Source organism: Cupriavidus sp. L7L, assembly GCF_004353535.1.
In the GTDB taxonomy this organism is placed as follows: Bacteria; Pseudomonadota; Gammaproteobacteria; order Burkholderiales; family Burkholderiaceae; genus Cupriavidus; species Cupriavidus oxalaticus_A.
The window spans coordinates 1-16762 of record NZ_SMNY01000033.1 but is presented as its reverse complement, the minus strand read 5'-3'; the positions used below and the strand labels follow the sequence as shown (position 1 = coordinate 16762).

General features: G+C 68.1%; 15 protein-coding genes. 10 read left to right on the top strand and 5 right to left on the bottom strand.

All coding sequences use genetic code 11. From position 1 onward, the window contains the following. Window positions 1-56: 56 nt before the first annotated feature. Window positions 57-770 (bottom strand): IclR family transcriptional regulator, encoded by a 714-nt coding sequence (locus E1J61_RS27315; protein WP_133097061.1) that lies wholly within the window; start codon window positions 768-770, stop codon window positions 57-59. A 178-nt stretch (window positions 771-948) separates the two neighbouring features. On the opposite strand from E1J61_RS27315, the gene E1J61_RS27310 reads away from it, so the two are divergent. Next, on the top strand, window positions 949-3729 hold the full coding sequence (locus tag E1J61_RS27310; RefSeq protein WP_133097060.1) for a hypothetical protein: 2781 nt from the start codon (window positions 949-951) through the stop codon (window positions 3727-3729). A 22-nt stretch (window positions 3730-3751) separates the two neighbouring features. Here the strand turns inward: E1J61_RS27310 and E1J61_RS27305 are convergent, their stop codons facing one another. Continuing rightward, entirely contained in the window at window positions 3752-4507 is a 756-nt protein-coding gene (locus E1J61_RS27305; RefSeq protein WP_063237763.1) for an IclR family transcriptional regulator, read from the bottom strand. A gap of 219 nt (window positions 4508-4726) precedes the next feature. On the opposite strand from E1J61_RS27305, the gene E1J61_RS27300 reads away from it, so the two are divergent. From E1J61_RS27300 to E1J61_RS27265, 8 genes are all read left to right on the top strand, one after another. Continuing rightward, window positions 4727-5767, top strand: a complete 1041-nt coding sequence (locus E1J61_RS27300; RefSeq protein WP_133097059.1) for an LLM class flavin-dependent oxidoreductase — start codon at window positions 4727-4729, stop codon at window positions 5765-5767. A gap of 223 nt (window positions 5768-5990) precedes the next feature. Then, window positions 5991-8003 (top strand): sigma-54-dependent Fis family transcriptional regulator, encoded by a 2013-nt coding sequence (locus tag E1J61_RS27295; protein ID WP_133097058.1) that lies wholly within the window; start codon window positions 5991-5993, stop codon window positions 8001-8003. Between the two features lie 184 nt (window positions 8004-8187). After that, window positions 8188-9261, top strand: a complete 1074-nt coding sequence (locus E1J61_RS27290; protein ID WP_133097057.1) for an ATP-NAD kinase family protein — start codon at window positions 8188-8190, stop codon at window positions 9259-9261. 33 nt (window positions 9262-9294) lie between these two features. Continuing rightward, on the top strand, window positions 9295-10296 hold the full coding sequence (locus E1J61_RS27285; RefSeq protein ID WP_133097056.1) for a thiamine pyrophosphate-dependent dehydrogenase E1 component subunit alpha: 1002 nt from the start codon (window positions 9295-9297) through the stop codon (window positions 10294-10296). 47 nt (window positions 10297-10343) lie between these two features. Further along, complete coding sequence (locus E1J61_RS27280; protein ID WP_133097055.1) at window positions 10344-11360, top strand: alpha-ketoacid dehydrogenase subunit beta; 1017 nt, start codon at window positions 10344-10346, stop codon at window positions 11358-11360. Continuing rightward, the gene (locus E1J61_RS27275) at window positions 11360-12475 is read left to right on the top strand and encodes an acetoin dehydrogenase dihydrolipoyllysine-residue acetyltransferase subunit (protein ID WP_133097054.1); all 1116 of its coding nucleotides are present in this window, start codon (window positions 11360-11362) and stop codon (window positions 12473-12475) included. Before E1J61_RS27280 ends, E1J61_RS27275 begins: the two co-directional genes overlap by 1 nt. A gap of 75 nt (window positions 12476-12550) precedes the next feature. Continuing rightward, on the top strand, window positions 12551-12892 hold the full coding sequence (locus tag E1J61_RS27270; RefSeq protein ID WP_133097053.1) for a carboxymuconolactone decarboxylase family protein: 342 nt from the start codon (window positions 12551-12553) through the stop codon (window positions 12890-12892). A 53-nt stretch (window positions 12893-12945) separates the two neighbouring features. Continuing rightward, on the top strand, window positions 12946-13707 hold the full coding sequence (locus tag E1J61_RS27265) for a lipoate--protein ligase family protein (protein ID WP_133097052.1): 762 nt from the start codon (window positions 12946-12948) through the stop codon (window positions 13705-13707). Here the strand turns inward: E1J61_RS27265 and E1J61_RS27260 are convergent. The 3 genes from E1J61_RS27260 to E1J61_RS27250 form a co-directional block, all read right to left on the bottom strand. Next, window positions 13704-14444 (bottom strand): DUF3047 domain-containing protein, encoded by a 741-nt coding sequence (locus E1J61_RS27260; protein WP_133097051.1) that lies wholly within the window; start codon window positions 14442-14444, stop codon window positions 13704-13706. The two genes, E1J61_RS27265 and E1J61_RS27260, sit on opposite strands and share 4 nt — an antisense overlap. 226 nt (window positions 14445-14670) lie before the next feature. Next, window positions 14671-15492 carry a hypothetical protein gene (locus tag E1J61_RS27255; protein ID WP_133097050.1) on the bottom strand — a complete coding sequence of 274 codons (822 nt, stop codon included), beginning with the start codon at window positions 15490-15492 and terminating at the stop codon, window positions 14671-14673. Between the two features lie 397 nt (window positions 15493-15889). Continuing rightward, entirely contained in the window at window positions 15890-16279 is a 390-nt protein-coding gene (locus E1J61_RS27250) for an OsmC family protein (protein WP_133097049.1), read from the bottom strand. Window positions 16280-16524: 245 nt separating this feature from the next. On the opposite strand from E1J61_RS27250, the gene E1J61_RS37905 reads away from it, so the two are divergent. Next, window positions 16525-16762 (top strand): hypothetical protein (locus E1J61_RS37905; protein WP_207951259.1); only part of this gene is annotated, 238 nt, incomplete at its 3' end.

Genomic DNA, 16762 nt, shown 5'->3' with positions numbered 1-16762 from the left:
TGTCTGGTTTTGTGTGTCGTGTGCGCGCGTTTGCGTGGGCCGGCAATCCCGACCCGCTATCGCATGAAGCCCGCCACCGGGCCGATCGTCTTTCGCGCCGCGCGCAGCGCTTCCAGCAGCCGCGGCACGGCCTCGCGCGTCAGCCGCTGCAGCGGGCCGGCGATGGCGAGGGATCCCACCACCGCCTGGGTGTCGCGGTGGTGCAGCGGCAATGCCAGCCCCGCCACCGTGGCCGCGGATTCCTCGCAGGTATAGGCAAAGCCGTCGGCGCGGACCTGGGCCAGTTGCGCGGCCAGTTCCGGCGCGTCGCCGATGACCTGCCGCCGGAACGCTTCCGGCTGGAATGCGAGGATCGCTTTGGCATGCGCGCCGGCGTCCAGCGCGAAGCGCTGGCCCACCTCGATCGAAAAGCGCAGCTGGTGCTGGCTCTGGGCGATGTCCGTGCACAGGCCTTCGTGACCGTCCAGCCACGACAGGAAAACCGTTTCGCCGCTTTCCTGCGCCAGCGCCTCCAGCGCGGGCTGGACCACTGCCGCCGGCGAAAACGCCTTGTGCATCACTTGACCGAGTTCGAACCAGCGCAAGCCCAGCCCATAGCGGCCGACGCTGTCCCGCGTCAGGAAGCCATTGGCGGCAAACGTGGCGAGTACGCGATGCACGACGGCCTGGTGCACGCCGCTTTCGCGCGCCAGTTCGCGCACGCCCCAGCTGGGCTGGCGAGCGGTGAAATGGGTGAGGAGCGCGAGCGCGCCGTCCAGGGTCTTGAGCATGACTGACTGCTTTGTGTCTCTATTTAAGAGACAACGTCTCTTATACAGAGAAATGCTAGGCCTCGCCCAGACGCGCAACAATCAGGGTTAACGCGCAATCGCCGCCGGTGGCTGGGCGAATATCGACCATGCGCCGTTGCCTATACTTGGCGCAGAGCGACTGCTACGGGAGGCGCCCATGGCTGCGGAAGACCACGGTTTCGGCGACGAAGCGGCCCGCGTCGCGCATCGGCGCCGCCAGCTCGGCATCTCGCCGCGCACGCAGGAGCGCCAGCGCAACTGGGCGCTGGCGCTTTCCGGCGGCGGCATCCGCAGCGCCACGTTCTGCCTGGGCGTGATGCAGGCGATGGCCGGCACCGACATGCCGGCGCGCACGCTTGCCACCGCCGCGAACACCGAGGCTCCTCCGACGCCCGCGGCGAACACCGCCGCCGCGGCGCAGGCCGTGCCCGGGATGGCCTCGCTGCTGGCCCAGTTCGACTACTTGTCCACCGTCAGCGGCGGCGGCTACCTCGGGGCCTTCTTCGTCAGCCTGTTCGTGCCGGGCCGCCTGCGCCGCGGCACCGGCCCGGTCCAGGCCGCGGCCGACGCCTACCACACGCTGCAATGCGAGCCGCCCGGGCGCATCCACACCTCGGTCTCCTATGCCGCCGATCCCGGCCGCGGCGCGCTCGCGTGGCTGCGCGAGAACGGTCGCTACCTGTCGCCCACGGGCGCGGGCGACAACCTCTATGCCGCCGCCCTGGTGGTGCGCAACTGGCTGGCCATGCACTACGTGATCGGCAGCGCGCTGCTGGCGTTGCTGGCCCTGCTCGCGCTGCTGCTGCATGGCGCCGCGGGAGCGTGGTACGGGTTCGGGCGCTATGAGATGGACCTGCTGCACGATGCGCGGCAGGCCTTCAACCAGGGCGAGTGCGCGATCTGGTGGAGCCCCTGGCTGTGGCTGCCGCTGGTTACGGTGGTGATCGGCGCGGTGCCGCCCGGCCTGGCATACTGGCTGGTCTACCCGCGCGCCAACGATCCGCAGGCGCCGGCGCGCTTTCTCAGCCCAGCACCGCTGGTGGCGACGCTGCTCGGCCTGCTGTTGCTGGCGGCCGCGCACTGGTCGGAATGGCTCGGTGCCAACCACGTTCCGGCGCAGCTCTTTGCCGCGCTGGGTGTGCTGACGTGGCTGGGCGTGCTGAGCTGCCTGGTGATGCTGCAGGGCGAGCCGCGCACCGTGTCCGGCTATCGCGTGCGCGCCACGCGTGCGCTGCGCACTGCGGTCACGCTGACGCTGTGGCTGGCGGCATTGGGCGTGGCCGATACGGTCGCGCGAACCGCCTACCTGTATGCCCATGCCGCTCATCATCCGTGGGGCGCGGCGCTGCCCGCGGGCGTGCTTGGCGTGCTGGTCTGGCTGGTGCGCTACGGCGCGCGCTGGCTCGACGCAGGCCGCAAGGGCAGCGCCGACACCGCCTGGCGCGCACTGTGGGCGCGCTTGCCGGTCTCGTTGCTGGCCGGCGCGGCCGCGGCGGTGCTGGCGCTGCTGCTGTTCGTGCTGTGGTCGTGGCTGGTGCTGTGGGTGCGCTGGGATGGCCGCGAGCCGGTCGACTGGCTGGTGTACGGCACGGCCTACACCGGGCCGGCGCTGGCAATGCTGACTGTCGTGGCGCTGGTGCTGGCGCTGGTCGCCGGCCGCTTTACCGGGTTCCTCAACCTGTCCACGCTGCAGCCCTTCTATGCGGCGCGCCTCACGCGCGCCTACCTTGGCGCGTCCAACGGCGAGCGCTTTGCCGCGCCCGATCCCGATCCGGTGGCGGACCGCCGCCGGCGCGCGCGCTTCAGCGTGGCGGAGCCCGTGCCCGGCGACCAGCTCGGCCTCAACGCCTATTACGATCCGCGCGTGCTGGCGCCGCTGCACCTGATCAACGCGACGCTGAACCTGACCGTCGATCCGGCCGAGCAACTGGTCCAGCGCGACCGCAAAGGCAAGCCGTTGTGCCTGGCGCCCGGCGCCAGCGTGGCACGGCCGGGCGCCGCGGCCACCATCGCGCCGGATGCCTATGCGCGCTTCACCATCGACGGCCGGCAGTGCTGCCCGGATGCGTCATGGCCCGCATCGGGCAAGCTGTCGCAATCGCTCACGGTGGGCGACTGGATCGCCATCTCGGGGGCGGTGGTGTCAACGGGACTGGGCCGGGCCACCACGCTCGGGACCTCGCTGCTGCTGGGCCTGGCCAACCTGCGGCTGGGCACGTGGTGGCCCTCGTACCCGGCCAGGTATGCGCGCCAGGGCGGAGCCGAGGGCGAGCGGTGGCGCCATCCCGAACGCGCCACGCATCCGTGGCTGGCCGCCGGCATGTTCCGCACGCAGTACTACCTCGGGTGCGAGCTGAGCGCCCGCTTCCATGGCACGCGGCGCGGCTGGCAATACCTGTCGGACGGCGGCCATTTCGACAACACCGGTGTCTACGAGCTGCTGCGTCCGGGCCGGGACGTCGCGCTGATCGTGCTGTGCGATTGTGGCGGCGATCCGGACTATCGCTTCGGCGACCTCGCCAACCTGATCCGGCTCGCGCGCATTGACCATGGCCTGGAGATCGTGGTCGATACCGAGGCCGCCACGCATCCCGTGCTGAGCCGCGTCTTCGGCGTGCCGGACGATTTCATGCCTGGTGTGACGGGCAGCGACCCTGCCGCCGACAAATGCGCGGTGCTGCTCAACGTGTACCGCACCGATCCGGCGTGCGCGGCGCCGCGCGCGCAGGTCTGCCGCATCGTGCTGCTCAAGCCGCGGCTGGTGTCATGGGCGCCGGCCGACGTGCGGCACTATGGCGCCACGCACCCGGCCTTCCCGCAGGAAAGCACCAGCGACCAGTTCTTCGATGAAGCCCAATGGGAAAGCTATCGGGCGCTGGGCCATGCGATCGGCAAGCGGGTGCTGGGCGGCGAAGTGGGAAAGGCGCTGCTTGCGTGATCGAGCTGACTGAACGTTGGCGTCAGCGCACGAAGCCGATCACGTCTTCCAGCCGGCCGCTGGCGTCGCGCAAGGCCTCCAGCAGGCGCGGCACGGCGGCCTCGTCCAGGCGCTGCTGCGGCCCGGCAATCGCCACCGAGCCCACCACCGCGCTGCGGTCGCGCGACCACAGCGGCAGTGCCAGCCCGGCCACGCTGGCCGCGGCTTCCTCGCGCGTATGGGCCCAGCCGCGTTCGCGCACCTCGGCAAGCTGCTGCTCGATGCGCTCGCGGTCCAGCGTGGTGTGAGGGCCCACGCGCGCCATGCCCTGGCGGTAGACTTCGTCGCGGAAGGCATCGTCCTGGAAGGCGAGCATCGCCTTGGCATGCGCCCCCGCGTACAGCGCAAAGCGCTCGCCCAGCTCGATCGAGAAACGCAGCTGGTGCTGGCTCTGCACCAGCCCCACGCACAGGCCTTCATGGCCGTCGAGCCACGACAGGAATACGGTCTCGCCGCTTTGCGCTGCCAGCTTTTCCAGAACCGGGCGCACGATCTCGTCCGGCGAGAAGCTCTTGCGCACCACCTGCCCCAGCTCGAACAGCCGCAGCCCCAGCGAATACTTGCCGGTGGCCGCGTCCTGTACCAGGAAGCCGTTGGCGGCAAAGGTCGCCAGCACGCGGTGCACCACGGCGTAATGCACGCCGCTGTGCTTGGCCAGTTCGCGCACGCCCCAGGTGGGCTGGCGCACGGTGAAGTGCGTCAGCAGGGCCAGCGCGCCGTCCAGTGTCTTGAGAGTCATCGATCGTTCCTTCGCATCGGGCTGAATGGTAAGGGCAAGCGGCGCGAGGCTCAATCCTTGCCGTCGGGCGCTGGTCCGGCGGATACCCACATACCCACGCCGCCCGCAGGGCCGCAAATCCGTCGCCAGCACGTTCCGCGCAGGCTCACTAACATAGCGAACCATCCGCATAGCAGCGGGCGGCGCACGTGTGGCGTACGCCGCCCGCCAGACCACAACATGAATCGCGACTCTCTCCCCGCCGGCAACGGCATCGCTTACTCGGTGCTCGACCTGGCTCCCATCCCGCAGGGCAGCGACGCCGGCCAGGCCATGCGTAACTCGCTCGACCTGGCGCGCCATGCCGAGCAACTGGGCTACCACCGCTACTGGCTGGCCGAGCACCACAACATGCCCGGCATCGCCAGCGCCGCCACCGCGGTGCTGATCGGCTATGTCGCCAACGGCACGCAGACCATCCGCGTGGGCTCCGGTGGCGTGATGCTGCCCAACCATTCGCCGCTGGTGATCGCCGAGCAGTTCGGCACGCTGGCCTCGCTGTACTCGGGCCGCATCGACCTGGGACTGGGCCGCGCGCCCGGCACCGACCAGGCCACCGCGCGCGCGTTGCGCCGCCATCTGACCAGCGACAGCGCCGATACCTTCCCGCAGGACGTGGAAGAGCTTCAGGCGTATTTCGATGACGTGCGCCCTGGCCAGCGCCTGCGCGCCGTTCCCGGTGCCGGCCTGAAGGTGCCGATCTGGCTGCTGGGCTCGAGCCTGTTCAGCGCGCAGCTGGCCGCGGCCATGGGCCTGCCGTTCGCGTTTGCCTCGCACTTCGCGCCGGGCTTCATGCGCCAGGCGCTCGACCTCTACCGTCGCACCTTCCGGCCCTCTGAAGCGCTGGATCGCCCGTACGTGATGCTCGGCTTCAACGTCTTTGCCGCGGACAGCGCCGATGAGGCGCGCCGCCTGTTCAGCTCGCTGCAGCAGCAGTTCCTGGCACTGGTGCGGGGCACGCCGGGGCAACTGCGCCCGCCGGTGGACGACATCGAGTCGCTGTGGACCGAGAGCGAGGCCGACCATATCCGCCGCTCGCTGGCGTGCTCGGTGGTGGGCGATCCGGACTCGGTGCGCGCCGGCATGCAGCGCTTTGTCGACGACCTGCAGCCGGACGAGCTGATGCTGACCGGCCAGATCTACGACCACCAGGCGCGCCTGCGCTCCTTCGAGATCGCCGCCGGCGCGGCGCGCAGCCTCAAGGCCAACGCCGCACTTTGAGCCATCCGGTATGGCGCACGCCGCACTTGCGGCGTGCGCTGGCCGACGTCTCCTGATTCCTGCCTGCCATTCTGGTTTGCATCTCGCCGACGCGCTCGGATACATTAGAAGGCCGAGACCAGACAGAGGCGTGGCCACCCAGGCACGCGCCCGCACAGTCCGCCCGATTCACCCCCCTCAGCAGGCTCCCGGGGCCGACGGCAGCGACGACCAGGAGACAGCGATGGACCTGCGGCAACGCGAGCACATCGAGACGGTGGTCCAGGCCACCACATACCTAGCCCCGCCCGCCGTGCTGGCGGACCGGATCGCGCACGACGCCATCATCCAGAACTCATGGCGGCGCTGCGTGCACCAGTACGGGCTCGATCCCTCGCGCATGCAGGAAGCGCGCATCCTGCCGCAGCCGCGGCTGCGCGAACACCAGGAACGCATCGACGATTTCGCGCGCATCGCGCGCCACGGCCTGCAGAGCCTGTACGGGCAAGTGGCCGCACTGGGCTACGTGGTGCTGCTGACCGATGCGCAAGGCGTGACGGTCGACTATATCGGCGATGCGCGCACCGATGCCGCACTGCGGCACGCCGGCCTCTACCTCGGCGCGGAATGGAGCGAGAGCGGCGCCGGCACCTGCGCGGTGGGAACGGCGCTGGTCACCGGCCAGGCACTGACGGTGCACCAGGCCGACCATTTCGATGCAACCCATATCCCGCTGACCTGCACCGCCGCGCCGCTGTTCGACACGCACGGCAACCTGCACGCCATCCTCGACATCTCCGCGCTGACCTCGCCGCACGCCAAGGACAGCCAGGGGCTGGCGTTGCAGCTGGTACGCATCTATGCCGCGCATATCGAGAACGCCAACTTCCTGCGCGCGCACCGGCGCGACTGGATCCTGAAGCTGAACGTGGCGCCGGAGTTCGTCGACGTCAATCCCGAATACCTGCTGGCGCTGGATGAGGTCGGCCGCATCGTCGGCCACAACCACCGCGCCCGGCTGATGCTGGAGGGCGAGCTGGGCGGCGCGGCCGGCGCCACCGTGCTCGGCCAGCGGTTCGAAACGCTGTTCGGCGCCCGGCTGGAAGACCTGGGCAACTATGTCTACTCCCGGCCCAGCGAGCAGCGGCTGGTGGCGCTGAACCGCAGCGGCGGGCTGCTATACCTGAGCGTGATGCCACCCGCGCTGCGCTGGCAGGCTCCCGCGAAGGAAGCGCCGGTGGTTATGCCCGAGGCGCTGGCCGCGCTGACCGGCGGTGACGCTGCGCTGCAGCAGCAATTGCAGCGCGCCGCGCGGCTGGTCGATTCGCCGATCAACCTGCTGATCCACGGCGAGACCGGCAGCGGCAAGGAATTCTTCGCCAAGGCCCTGCACCAGGCCAGCGCCCGCCGCGGCGGCCCGTTCATCGCGGTGAACTGCGCGGCGATCCCGGAAACGCTGATCGAGAGCGAGCTGTTCGGCCACCTGCCCAACAGCTTCTCCGGCGCCGGCCCGCGCGGCAAGCGCGGGCTGATCCAGGAAGCGGACGGCGGCACGCTGTTCCTGGACGAGATCGGCGACATGCCGCGCGAGCTCCAGTCGCGGCTGCTGCGCGTGCTGGCCGAAGGCGAGGTGCTGCCGGTCGGCGCCGCGCGGCCGGTGCCGGTGCGGCTGCGCGTCATTTCGGCGACGCACCACAGCCTGGAGCAACTGGTCGCCGAGGGACGCTTCCGCGAAGACCTCTTCTACCGCCTGAACGGCGCCCGTTTTGAACTGCCGCCGCTGCGCGCACGCCACGACCTCGACTGGCTGATGGCCAAGCTGCTGCAGGAAGGCGCCGCCGCACCCGTAACGCTGTCGCCGGCGGCACGCGAGCGGCTGCATCGCCATAGCTGGCCGGGCAACCTGCGCGAGCTGCGCAATGTGCTGGAATACGCGCGCGCCGTCTGCACCGGCGGCTATATCGATGAGCACGACCTGCCCGACGGCCTCGGGATCGCGGCCATCGCCGCTGCGCCGGCACAAGCTGCGCAGGTTGCCGGCGACAGCGCCGCCGCCCCATTCGACCCGCACCAGCTGCCGCCTGAAGGCATGCTGCTGATGCAGTACCTGCGCGCTTCCGGCTGGAACCTGAGCGCGGTCGCGCGCCAGATCGGCATCAGCCGCATGACGCTGTACCGGCGCATGGAGCGTTATGGCATCCAGTCGCCTAACCGGCGCGACGGGGCCGACGATGAAGGCGGCAAGCCCATTCACTGAGCGGTCGCGCGATACGGTTGTCCACCCGCTGTACACCTGTGCTGTGACACCTGTCACAGCGCACCGCCCCGTCTTGCCTTTTCGCCGCGGGTAATCCCTCGGTTTTTGCGCGTTTTTCGCCCTGCGCGCGCTGGCACAGCCATTGCAATTTGCCTGTCACCACAATGACAACAGGAGACAGGCAATGGGGCACGCAACCGGCGCCGGCACGCCACTGGTCGGCATCATCGCCAACCCGATTTCCGCGCGCGATATCCGCCGCGTGATCGCCAACGCCAACAGCCTGCAGCTGGCCGATCGCGTCAATATCGTGCTGCGCCTGCTGTCCGCGCTGGCGGCATGCGGCGTGGGCCGCGTGCTGATGATGCCGGACCGCGAAGGACTGCGCGTCATGCTAGCGCGGCACCTGGCGCGCCGGCAGGGACCCGACTCCGGCCTGCCTGCCGTCGAATACCTCGATATGCCCGTGACCGCGCGCGTCGACGACACGCTGCACGCCGCGCGCGGCATGGCCGACGCCGGCGTGGCCGCCATCATCGTGCTCGGCGGCGACGGCACCCACCGCGCGGTGGTGCGCGAATGCGGCGGGGTTCCCATCGCCGGCCTGTCGACCGGCACCAACAACGCCTACCCCGAGATGCGCGAGCCTACCGTCACCGGCCTCGCCACCGGGCTCTACGCCACCGGGCGCGTCCCCGACAAGCACGCGCTGGCCTCCAACAAGCGGCTCGACATCGTCATCCGCGACGGCGATGGCGGCTTTCGCCGCGACATCGCGCTGGTGGATGCGGTGATCTCGCACGAACACTTCATCGGCGCGCGCGCCTTGTGGAAGACCGACACGCTCGCAGCGGTCTATGTGTCGTTCGCCGATCCGCAGGCCATCGGCCTGTCGGCCATCGCCGGGCTGCTCGAACCGCTGGGCCGGCGCGATCCCGGCGGCCTGGCGATCGAGCTGGCCGCGCCGGGCGAGGGCGAATTCGACCTGCGCGCGCCGATCGCGCCGGGACTGTTGTGCACGGTGCCGGTCGCCGGCTGGCAGCGTCTTGAACACGGCCGCCCGCACCGCGTGCGCCAGCGCAGCGGCATTGTCGCGCTCGACGGCGAACGCGAGCTGGCCTTCGGCCCTGACGACGAAGTCACCGTGACCCTGCATGAACACGCTTTTCGCAGCATCGACGTGGCGGGCTGCATGCGCTATGCCGCGCAGCATCGGCTGATGCGCAGCAGCAACCCGTTGCTTTCCTGCCTTTCCTGAAGTGCAAACCTTGATAGAACGAAGGAGACAGACATGACAGCCAGAGCTTCACAAGCTTCCGCCTTGCTGCCGCTAGACAAGGAGACCCTGCTGACGGTGTACCGGAAGATGCGCACCATCCGCGATTTCGAGGAACGCCTGCACGTGGACTTCGCGCGTGGCGACATCCCGGGCTTCGTCCACCTGTATGCGGGCGAGGAGGCCGCGGGCGTCGGCATCCTGCACCACCTGCACGATGGCGACCGCATCGCCAGCACGCACCGCGGCCACGGCCACTGCATTGCCAAGGGTGTGGATCCGGTGGCGATGATGATGGAGATTTATGGCAAGAAGGGCGGTTCATGCAACGGCAAGGGCGGCTCGATGCATATCGCCGACCTGTCCAAGGGCATGATGGGCGCCAACGGCATCCTGGGCGCGGGTGCGCCGCTGGTCTGCGGCGCCGCGCTGGCGGCCAAGTTCCGCGGCAAGGGCGAGGTCGGCATCACCTTCTGCGGCGACGGCGCTTCCAACCAGGGCACCTTCCTGGAAAGCCTGAACCTGGCCGCGGTGTGGAACCTGCCAGTGATCTTCGTGATCGAGAACAACGGCTATGCCGAGTCGACCTCGCGTGACTATGGCACCGCGGTGGACAGCTACGTCGACCGCGCCGCCGGCTTCGGCATCCCCGGCGTGACTGTCGACGGCACCGACTTCTTCGCCGTGCACGAGGCCGCGGGCGAAGTGATCCGCCGCGCGCGCGAAGGCGGCGGCCCGTCGCTGCTCGAATGCAAGATGGTGCGCTTCTACGGCCATTTCGAGGGCGATGCGCAGACCTATCGCGCCGCCGGCGAACTCGACGATATCCGCGCCAACAAGGACTGCCTGAAGCTGTTCGCCCGCACCGTGACGCAGGCCGGCGTGGTCGCGCGCGAGGAACTCGACACCATCGACCGCGAAGTCGCCGCGCTGATCGAGCACGCCGTGCAGGAAGCCAAGGCCGCGCCGCTGCCCGGCCCGGAAGACCTGCTCACCGACGTCTACGTCAGCTACTGATCGCCTCTCGCCAACCAGACGGCTAACCGAACTATCAGGAGACAAACATGGCTCGCAAACTGAGCATCAAGCTGGCGATCAACGAGGCGATCGACCAGGAAATGACCCGCGACCCCAGCGTCATCATGCTGGGCGAAGACATCGTCGGCGGCGCCGGCGCGGATGGCGAGAAGGACGCCTGGGGCGGCGTGCTGGGCGTGACCAAGGGACTCTATGCCAAGCATGGCGACCGGCTGCTGGATACGCCGTTGTCGGAGTCGGCCTATGTGGGCGCGGCCATCGGCGCCGCGGCCTGTGGCATGCGCCCGATCGCCGAGCTGATGTTCATCGACTTCATGGGCGTGTGCTTCGACCAGATCTTCAACCAGGCGGCCAAGTTCCGCTACATGTTCGGTGGCAAGGCCGAAACCCCGGTGGTGATCCGCGCCATGGTCGGCGCGGGCTTTCGTGCCGCCGCGCAGCACAGCCAGATGCTGACGCCACTGTTCACGCATATCCCCGGGCTCAAGGTGGTATGCCCGTCAACGCCGTATGACACCAAGGGCCTGCTGATCCAGGCGATCCGCGACAACGACCCGGTGATCTTCTGCGAGCACAAGAACCTGTACGGGCTGGAAGGCGAGGTGCCGGAGGGCGCGTACGCGATCCCGTTTGGCGAGGCCAATATCGTGCGCGACGGCAAGGACGTGTCGATCGTCACCTACGGGCTGATGGTGCACCGCGCGCTGGAGGCGGCGGCCACGCTGGCGAAGGAAGGCATCGAAGCGGAAGTGATCGACCTGCGCACGCTGTCGCCGCTGGACATTGACACGGTGCTGGAATCGGTCGAGAACACCGGCCGCCTGGTGGTGGTGGATGAAGCCAGCCCGCGCTGCAATATCGCCACCGATATCTCCGCGCAGGTCGCGCAGCAGGCCTTCGGCGCGCTCAAGGCCGGCATCGAGATGGTGTGCCCGCCGCATACGCCGGTGCCGTTCTCGCCGACGCTGGAAGACCTGTATATCCCCGGCGCCGCGCAGATTGCTGCTGCCGCGCGCAAGACGGTGAAGGGAGGCAAGCAGTGATGGCAAGCGCAGCAATTACCCCGATCGTGATGCCCAAGTGGGGCCTGTCGATGAAGGAAGGCACGGTCAATGCCTGGCTGGTCGACGAGGGCGCCGAGATCAGCGTGGGCATGCCGATCCTCGATGTGGAAACCGACAAGATCGCCAATGCGGTGGAGGCGCCGGATGCCGGCACGCTGCGCCGCAAGGTGGCGCAGGCCGGCGACGTGCTGCCGGTCAAGGCGTTGCTTGGCGTGCTGGCCCCGGCGGAGGTGAGCGATGCGGATATCGACGCGTATGTATCGGCTTATGAAGCGCCCGCGGACGACGGCGACGAGGAAGACGCTGCCGCCGCGTACCAGTTCGCCGAGGTGGACGGCGTCCGCGTCCGCTACGCCCGCAAGGGCAGCGGCGCCGAGACCGTGCTCTTCATCCACGGCTTTGGCGGTGACCTGGACAACTGGCTGTTCAACCTCGATCCCCTTGCCGACGCGTACACGGTCGTGGCACTGGACCTTCCCGGCCATGGACAGTCGTCGCCGCGGCTCGCGGGCACGACGCTGGCGCAGATGGCCGGCTTTGTAGCGCGCTTCATGGACGAGACCGGGATCGACGCGGCGCACCTGGTCGGCCATTCGATGGGCGGCGGCGTGGCGGCGCAGCTCGCCGTGGACTCGCCGCAGCGGGTGTTGTCGGTGGCACTGGTGTCGCCGGTGGGCTTTGGCGAAGCGGTCAACAGCGGCTATACCGAGGGCTTCGTCAATGCGCAGTCGCGGCGAGAGCTGAAGCCGGTGATCGAACTGCTGTTCGCGGATGCCGGGCTGGTCAGCCGGCAGATGCTCGACGACCTGCTGCGCTACAAGCGGCTGGATGGCGTGACCGAAGCGCTGACCTCCCTGGGCCAGGACCTGTTCGCCGGCGGCAGGCAGAAGGAGCAGCCCGGCCAGCGGCTGGCCGGCAGCGGCAAGCGCGTGCTGGTGGTGTGGGGCGGCCAGGACCGCATCATCCCGGCGGAACATGCCGAGGCGGCGCCGCCCGGCGCTACCGTCAAGGTCTTTGCCGACGCCGGCCATATGAGCCAGATGGAGAAGGCCAACGACTTCAACGCGCTGCTCAGGCAGCACCTCGGCGGCTGATGCCGCGGCGCGGGCGGCGGCGTGCGCTGCCGCCCGCCTTTGTCCTCCATCCACCGAATCAGGACGACAGCTTTTATGAGCACTGAACTGAAGACCCGCCTCGCCCAGATCAACAAGCAGTTCGCCGCGCTCGCGCAGGCCCAGCCCGCGGCCATGAGCGCATTCCAGGGCCTGATGAAGGCCGCCACGCAGGAAGGCAGCCTGCCGGCCGCGGTCAAGGAACTGGTCGCGGTGGCGCTGGCCGTGCAGAAGGGCTGCGACGACTGCGTGCTGTTCCACACGGCACAGGCGTTGCGCCACGGCGCCACGCGCGATCAACTGGCCGAAGTGCTGGCGCTCAATATCGAGATGGGCGGCGGCCCGGGCGCGATGTATGCGTCGAAGGCGCTGGCCTATTTCGATGCGCTCAACGGTTAGCCTTGCTAGACTCGGCCTATCGTTACCCGACCGGCCAAGACCGCTGCCGCGCCATGCCTTTTGAGTTCGTCGAGCCCGCGCCTGCCGGCCAGCCGCATGCGGATCCGCTGCAGGACGAACTGGCCTTGCTCGAGTTCGCCGCGCAGGGCCGGCAGGTCGCGCAACTGTGGGAAGCGCCACTGTCGCTGGTGGTGCCGCGTACCTATCAGCGGCATGCCGGCTTCGAGGCGGCGCGCGCCGAGTTCGCCCGGCAAGGCTGTCCGGTGTTCCTGCGCATGTCGGGCGGGGGACTGGTGCCGCAAGGCCCGGGCATCCTCAACCTGAGCCTGGCCTATAGCGTCGGCCAGCCGCCGGGTGCGCTCAGCGATGGGGTCTACCTGCACCTGTGCGATGTCATCGGCAAGGGGCTGCTGGCGCTGTGCGTGCCGACCCATTGGCAGGCGGTGGCCGGCTCGTTCTGCGACGGCCGCTTCAATCTCGCGTGGGGACCGCCGGAGGCGGCCCGCAAGATCGCCGGCACCGCGCAGTACTGGCGGCGCGCGCCGGCGGCCATGCAGTCGCCGGATGGGCAACGGCACCTGGTCCTGGCGCATGCGGTGCTGCTGGTAAGTGCCGACCCGGCGCAGATCAACGCGCGTGCCAATGCCTTCGAGGCAGCGATCGACAGCGGGCGCCACTATGATCCGCGCAAGGTGGTCAGCGTGCGCGAGGCGCTGCAGGCGCAGGGGCGTGCCGCCGCCGACGGGGCCGAACTGATGGCGCAGGTATCGCAGGTACTGAGGCACAGTGCCGCGCAGACGCCCCCGCCGGCCTAGTTGGCAGGCAGGAAGCGGATGTCGCCATACCAGGCGCGGGCGGCACTGTGGGTGTTGTCGGTATCGGTCATGATGCCGTACGCCTTGAGCGGGCCCGGTTGCTCATGGAACACCCGTTCGTAGTCCTGCACGACGTTACGGCGCAGGCTTTGCCATTTACCGGCATCGCCTTGCGCGCCAGAGACGACGATCATCTGCACGCGGCCGGTATGCGGGTTGGGGATGACGCTGCCCGGCTCGGCACTGTCGGACCACACATACATCAGCGTGGCATAGGGCAGTTCTTCACCGGCGAGACTCTTGGCGATCTGCATCGCCGCGCGGTCACCTAGCGAGAGCTTGCTCGTGTCGCCCTCGAAGAAGAACACCAGCCGGGCCGGCGCATCCTCATGGGCGCCGTCGCTATTGTCCGCACCGGGAATCGGGCCTTGCGCCTTCCAGCGCCACGCCACCACGGGCGTGCGTGAGAGATTCACATCGCCCGCGTGCAGCAGCGCCGAGGCTGAGTGCTCGGCGTCGGCCTGCAGCACCGTCGCGCGGCCGTCGGCCACCAGCTGATAGCTGGTTTGCGCCTTGCCGTTGGCCACCGGTAAATTCTTCCAGCCATCTGGCAGCGCTGCTCCCGGCTTGCGCGCGGACACCGATAGTCCGGGCTGTTCGTCCGCGGCCTGAACGGCAAGCTGCGGCAGCAGCAGCGCGGCACACAAGGCGAGGCGCAGGGCAGGCGTGGCACTCATGGTCGATCCGGGAGGGAATATGGCCACGGGGCGTGACGCAAGGCTCGTGCCCATCACCATGCGCATCGCGCACCGGCCGCACAAAAAAATTGCGGCCCACGTGGGGCCGCCAATCGGGAATGCGAGGAGGTCAGTTTCCTCAAGAAGCGTTATCGACGCCAGACGGCGTCGCAAGACCCCACTTCGGTGGGGCGTATGCATCACAGTTTGCGAGGCGGGCAATCGTTCAGGCGATAAGGCAGGAGCCATGCGGATCCGGTTCTGCCGCTGCCTTGATCCTGCGGACATTGGCTTCCAGTTCGGCATGGGCGGTGTCAAGCCATCCCACGCGATGGCGCACGGGATCCTTCGGCGACAGGTCGCTGACGGACAGCTCGCGCAGGAAATAGCGCACCATGCTGCCGGCTCGTGCGGGTACCGGCATCATGCCCAGCAACTGGTCGCGCGCAATCAGCCGCCGGCTGACGGCATGCCGGAGCCCGGCCCAGGCGGTGCGGCCCAGCGCGATATAGAAAGCGTCGGTGCGCATCTGCCGGACGGTGTCGAGAAACTGGTTTTCGAAGACTTCGCGAAGCATGGGCGCCGCCATCAGATCTTCGAAGGGGCCGTCGAAGGCGAGCCCGCGCCGGGTAGTGGCATGCGGCAGCAAGGCCAGCGGCTGCAGCCGCTCGAAGCCTTCGTTCCACAGCGCCGCGGCATGTGGCAGGCGGACCAGCTCGGGTACGCGGAAGTGGTCGAGCATGCGGATCAGGTTTGGCCGAATCAGCTTGCCGCCCAGTTCCACCCGACGCTTGTTCTCGCGCTGGATCACGCGGCCCGGCGCATGGCTGCGCAGCAGCTCCTCGGTCACGGACGCTGCCAGCCGCACATGGGCATGGCCCGGGGTGGTGCTGACGAGCACCAGCTGCGCCTGCGTGTTCAGGTATTCGCACGGCACGTAGTGCATGGCGTACGTACCGTCTTGCCCAACCAGGACGGGTCTGGCGATGACGCCGGTGGCGCCCCCAAGCCGTACCTGAGAGCAATACGCTTCAATAAAGTTGGTCAAGGACTCCCCCGCTCGCGACGCTTCTGGATGCGCTTTTTCTTGTTCTGCTTTTCGATCATGGTAAGCCGGCGCTGCATCGCAGACAAAGTGCGCGGTGCCGGATTAGCCTGAATACGACGCAACCTTCGTTGGACAGCCAACATACTGCCGGCGGCGTCCCCCGATCGGGTGGGCGTAGCGGCATTAGCCGCACAGTAGCCCGGGGCCGGCGTCAGGACGATGACATTCCGATGCTTGCGAGCGCGTCAACGGCTCTGGATTGAGGGTACGAGCGGGAAGAAAAAACCGGACACGAAGCGTGTCCGGTAACCCATTTGCTGACTCAGGTCGTGTCAGAACCCGAGGTCGCAAATGATAACGATTATCATTTGCTGCAGCAACAGGAATTCGCCGGTTCTCAGCCGATCGATGTCTCGATAGCGATCTGTCCGGACAGCGTCTTATGTACCGGGCAACGGTTGGCGACCCGCAGGAGGTCATCCAGGATCTGGGGCGTCAGTTCACCACTGACCTTGACCTCGCGCTTCAGCGAATAGGTGCCGTTGGATTCTTCATGGGCGATCGACACGTCGATCCTGGCGATGGCGTAGCCCTTGCGCCTGGCATAGAGCTGCAGCGTCAGGGTAGTGCAAGCGGCCAGCGCGGAGTCGAGCAAGTCGTGGGGGCTGGGGTAGCTGGTATCGCCGCCCGCCGAGGCATCCAGGTCGGCCTGCCATTTGGCGGTACCGTTGCTCAGGTGGCAGATGGTGTTGCCCTGGCTCGGCTGCCAGGTCGCTTGGATAGTCATCGATCGTCCCCATCTAATAAGAGAAGGCGGCCCGGCGGGCCGGAGCAGTCATTCTATACAGGGCGTTGCAGGCTGTTCAAAGCGGTGGTAGCTGCACTTTTTGTGCGGTTTCGGAGTTTTCCGAAAAAGTGCTTGCCAACCCTGGCACGCTCACTTAATATTCGCCCCCTCGCAACACAACGCGGCGCTGCAAGGCAGACGCAGCAAGGGTTGCGGGGTCGACCGCAAGGTTGGCGCAGCGAAGTTTGCAGCGCCGGCCGCAGCAAAAAAAGATTGCTGCAACGGTTGACGAAACGAAGAAAGCTCTGCATAATCTCGTTTCTCTGCTGCAGACAACGCAGCGCGCTGAACGGCAAAGCCGGGAAGCGAAGTTCTTTAACAAACAAACAACCGATAAGTGTGGGCGCTGGGTAGCGGACGCCGCTGTCTTCGGACAGTGTTGCTTCACAAGTTATACAGTGCTCGCACAGCAAAACGTGACTG

Excerpts from the sequence above, each read along its gene's own strand:
- E1J61_RS27315 (WP_133097061.1), bottom strand. The coding sequence starts at position 770 with ATGCTCAAGACCCTGGACGGCGCGCTCGCGCTCCTCACCCATTTCACC.
- E1J61_RS27310 (WP_133097060.1), top strand. The coding sequence starts at position 949 with ATGGCTGCGGAAGACCACGGTTTCGGCGACGAAGCGGCCCGCGTCGCG.
- E1J61_RS27305 (WP_063237763.1), bottom strand. The coding sequence starts at position 4,507 with ATGACTCTCAAGACACTGGACGGCGCGCTGGCCCTGCTGACGCACTTC.
- E1J61_RS27300 (WP_133097059.1), top strand. The coding sequence starts at position 4,727 with ATGAATCGCGACTCTCTCCCCGCCGGCAACGGCATCGCTTACTCGGTG.
- E1J61_RS27295 (WP_133097058.1), top strand. The coding sequence starts at position 5,991 with ATGGACCTGCGGCAACGCGAGCACATCGAGACGGTGGTCCAGGCCACC.
- E1J61_RS27290 (WP_133097057.1), top strand. The coding sequence starts at position 8,188 with ATGGGGCACGCAACCGGCGCCGGCACGCCACTGGTCGGCATCATCGCC.
- E1J61_RS27285 (WP_133097056.1), top strand. The coding sequence starts at position 9,295 with ATGACAGCCAGAGCTTCACAAGCTTCCGCCTTGCTGCCGCTAGACAAG.
- E1J61_RS27280 (WP_133097055.1), top strand. The coding sequence starts at position 10,344 with ATGGCTCGCAAACTGAGCATCAAGCTGGCGATCAACGAGGCGATCGAC.
- E1J61_RS27275 (WP_133097054.1), top strand. The coding sequence starts at position 11,360 with ATGGCAAGCGCAGCAATTACCCCGATCGTGATGCCCAAGTGGGGCCTG.
- E1J61_RS27270 (WP_133097053.1), top strand. The coding sequence starts at position 12,551 with ATGAGCACTGAACTGAAGACCCGCCTCGCCCAGATCAACAAGCAGTTC.
- E1J61_RS27265 (WP_133097052.1), top strand. The coding sequence starts at position 12,946 with ATGCCTTTTGAGTTCGTCGAGCCCGCGCCTGCCGGCCAGCCGCATGCG.
- E1J61_RS27260 (WP_133097051.1), bottom strand. The coding sequence starts at position 14,444 with ATGAGTGCCACGCCTGCCCTGCGCCTCGCCTTGTGTGCCGCGCTGCTG.
- E1J61_RS27250 (WP_133097049.1), bottom strand. The coding sequence starts at position 16,279 with ATGACTATCCAAGCGACCTGGCAGCCGAGCCAGGGCAACACCATCTGC.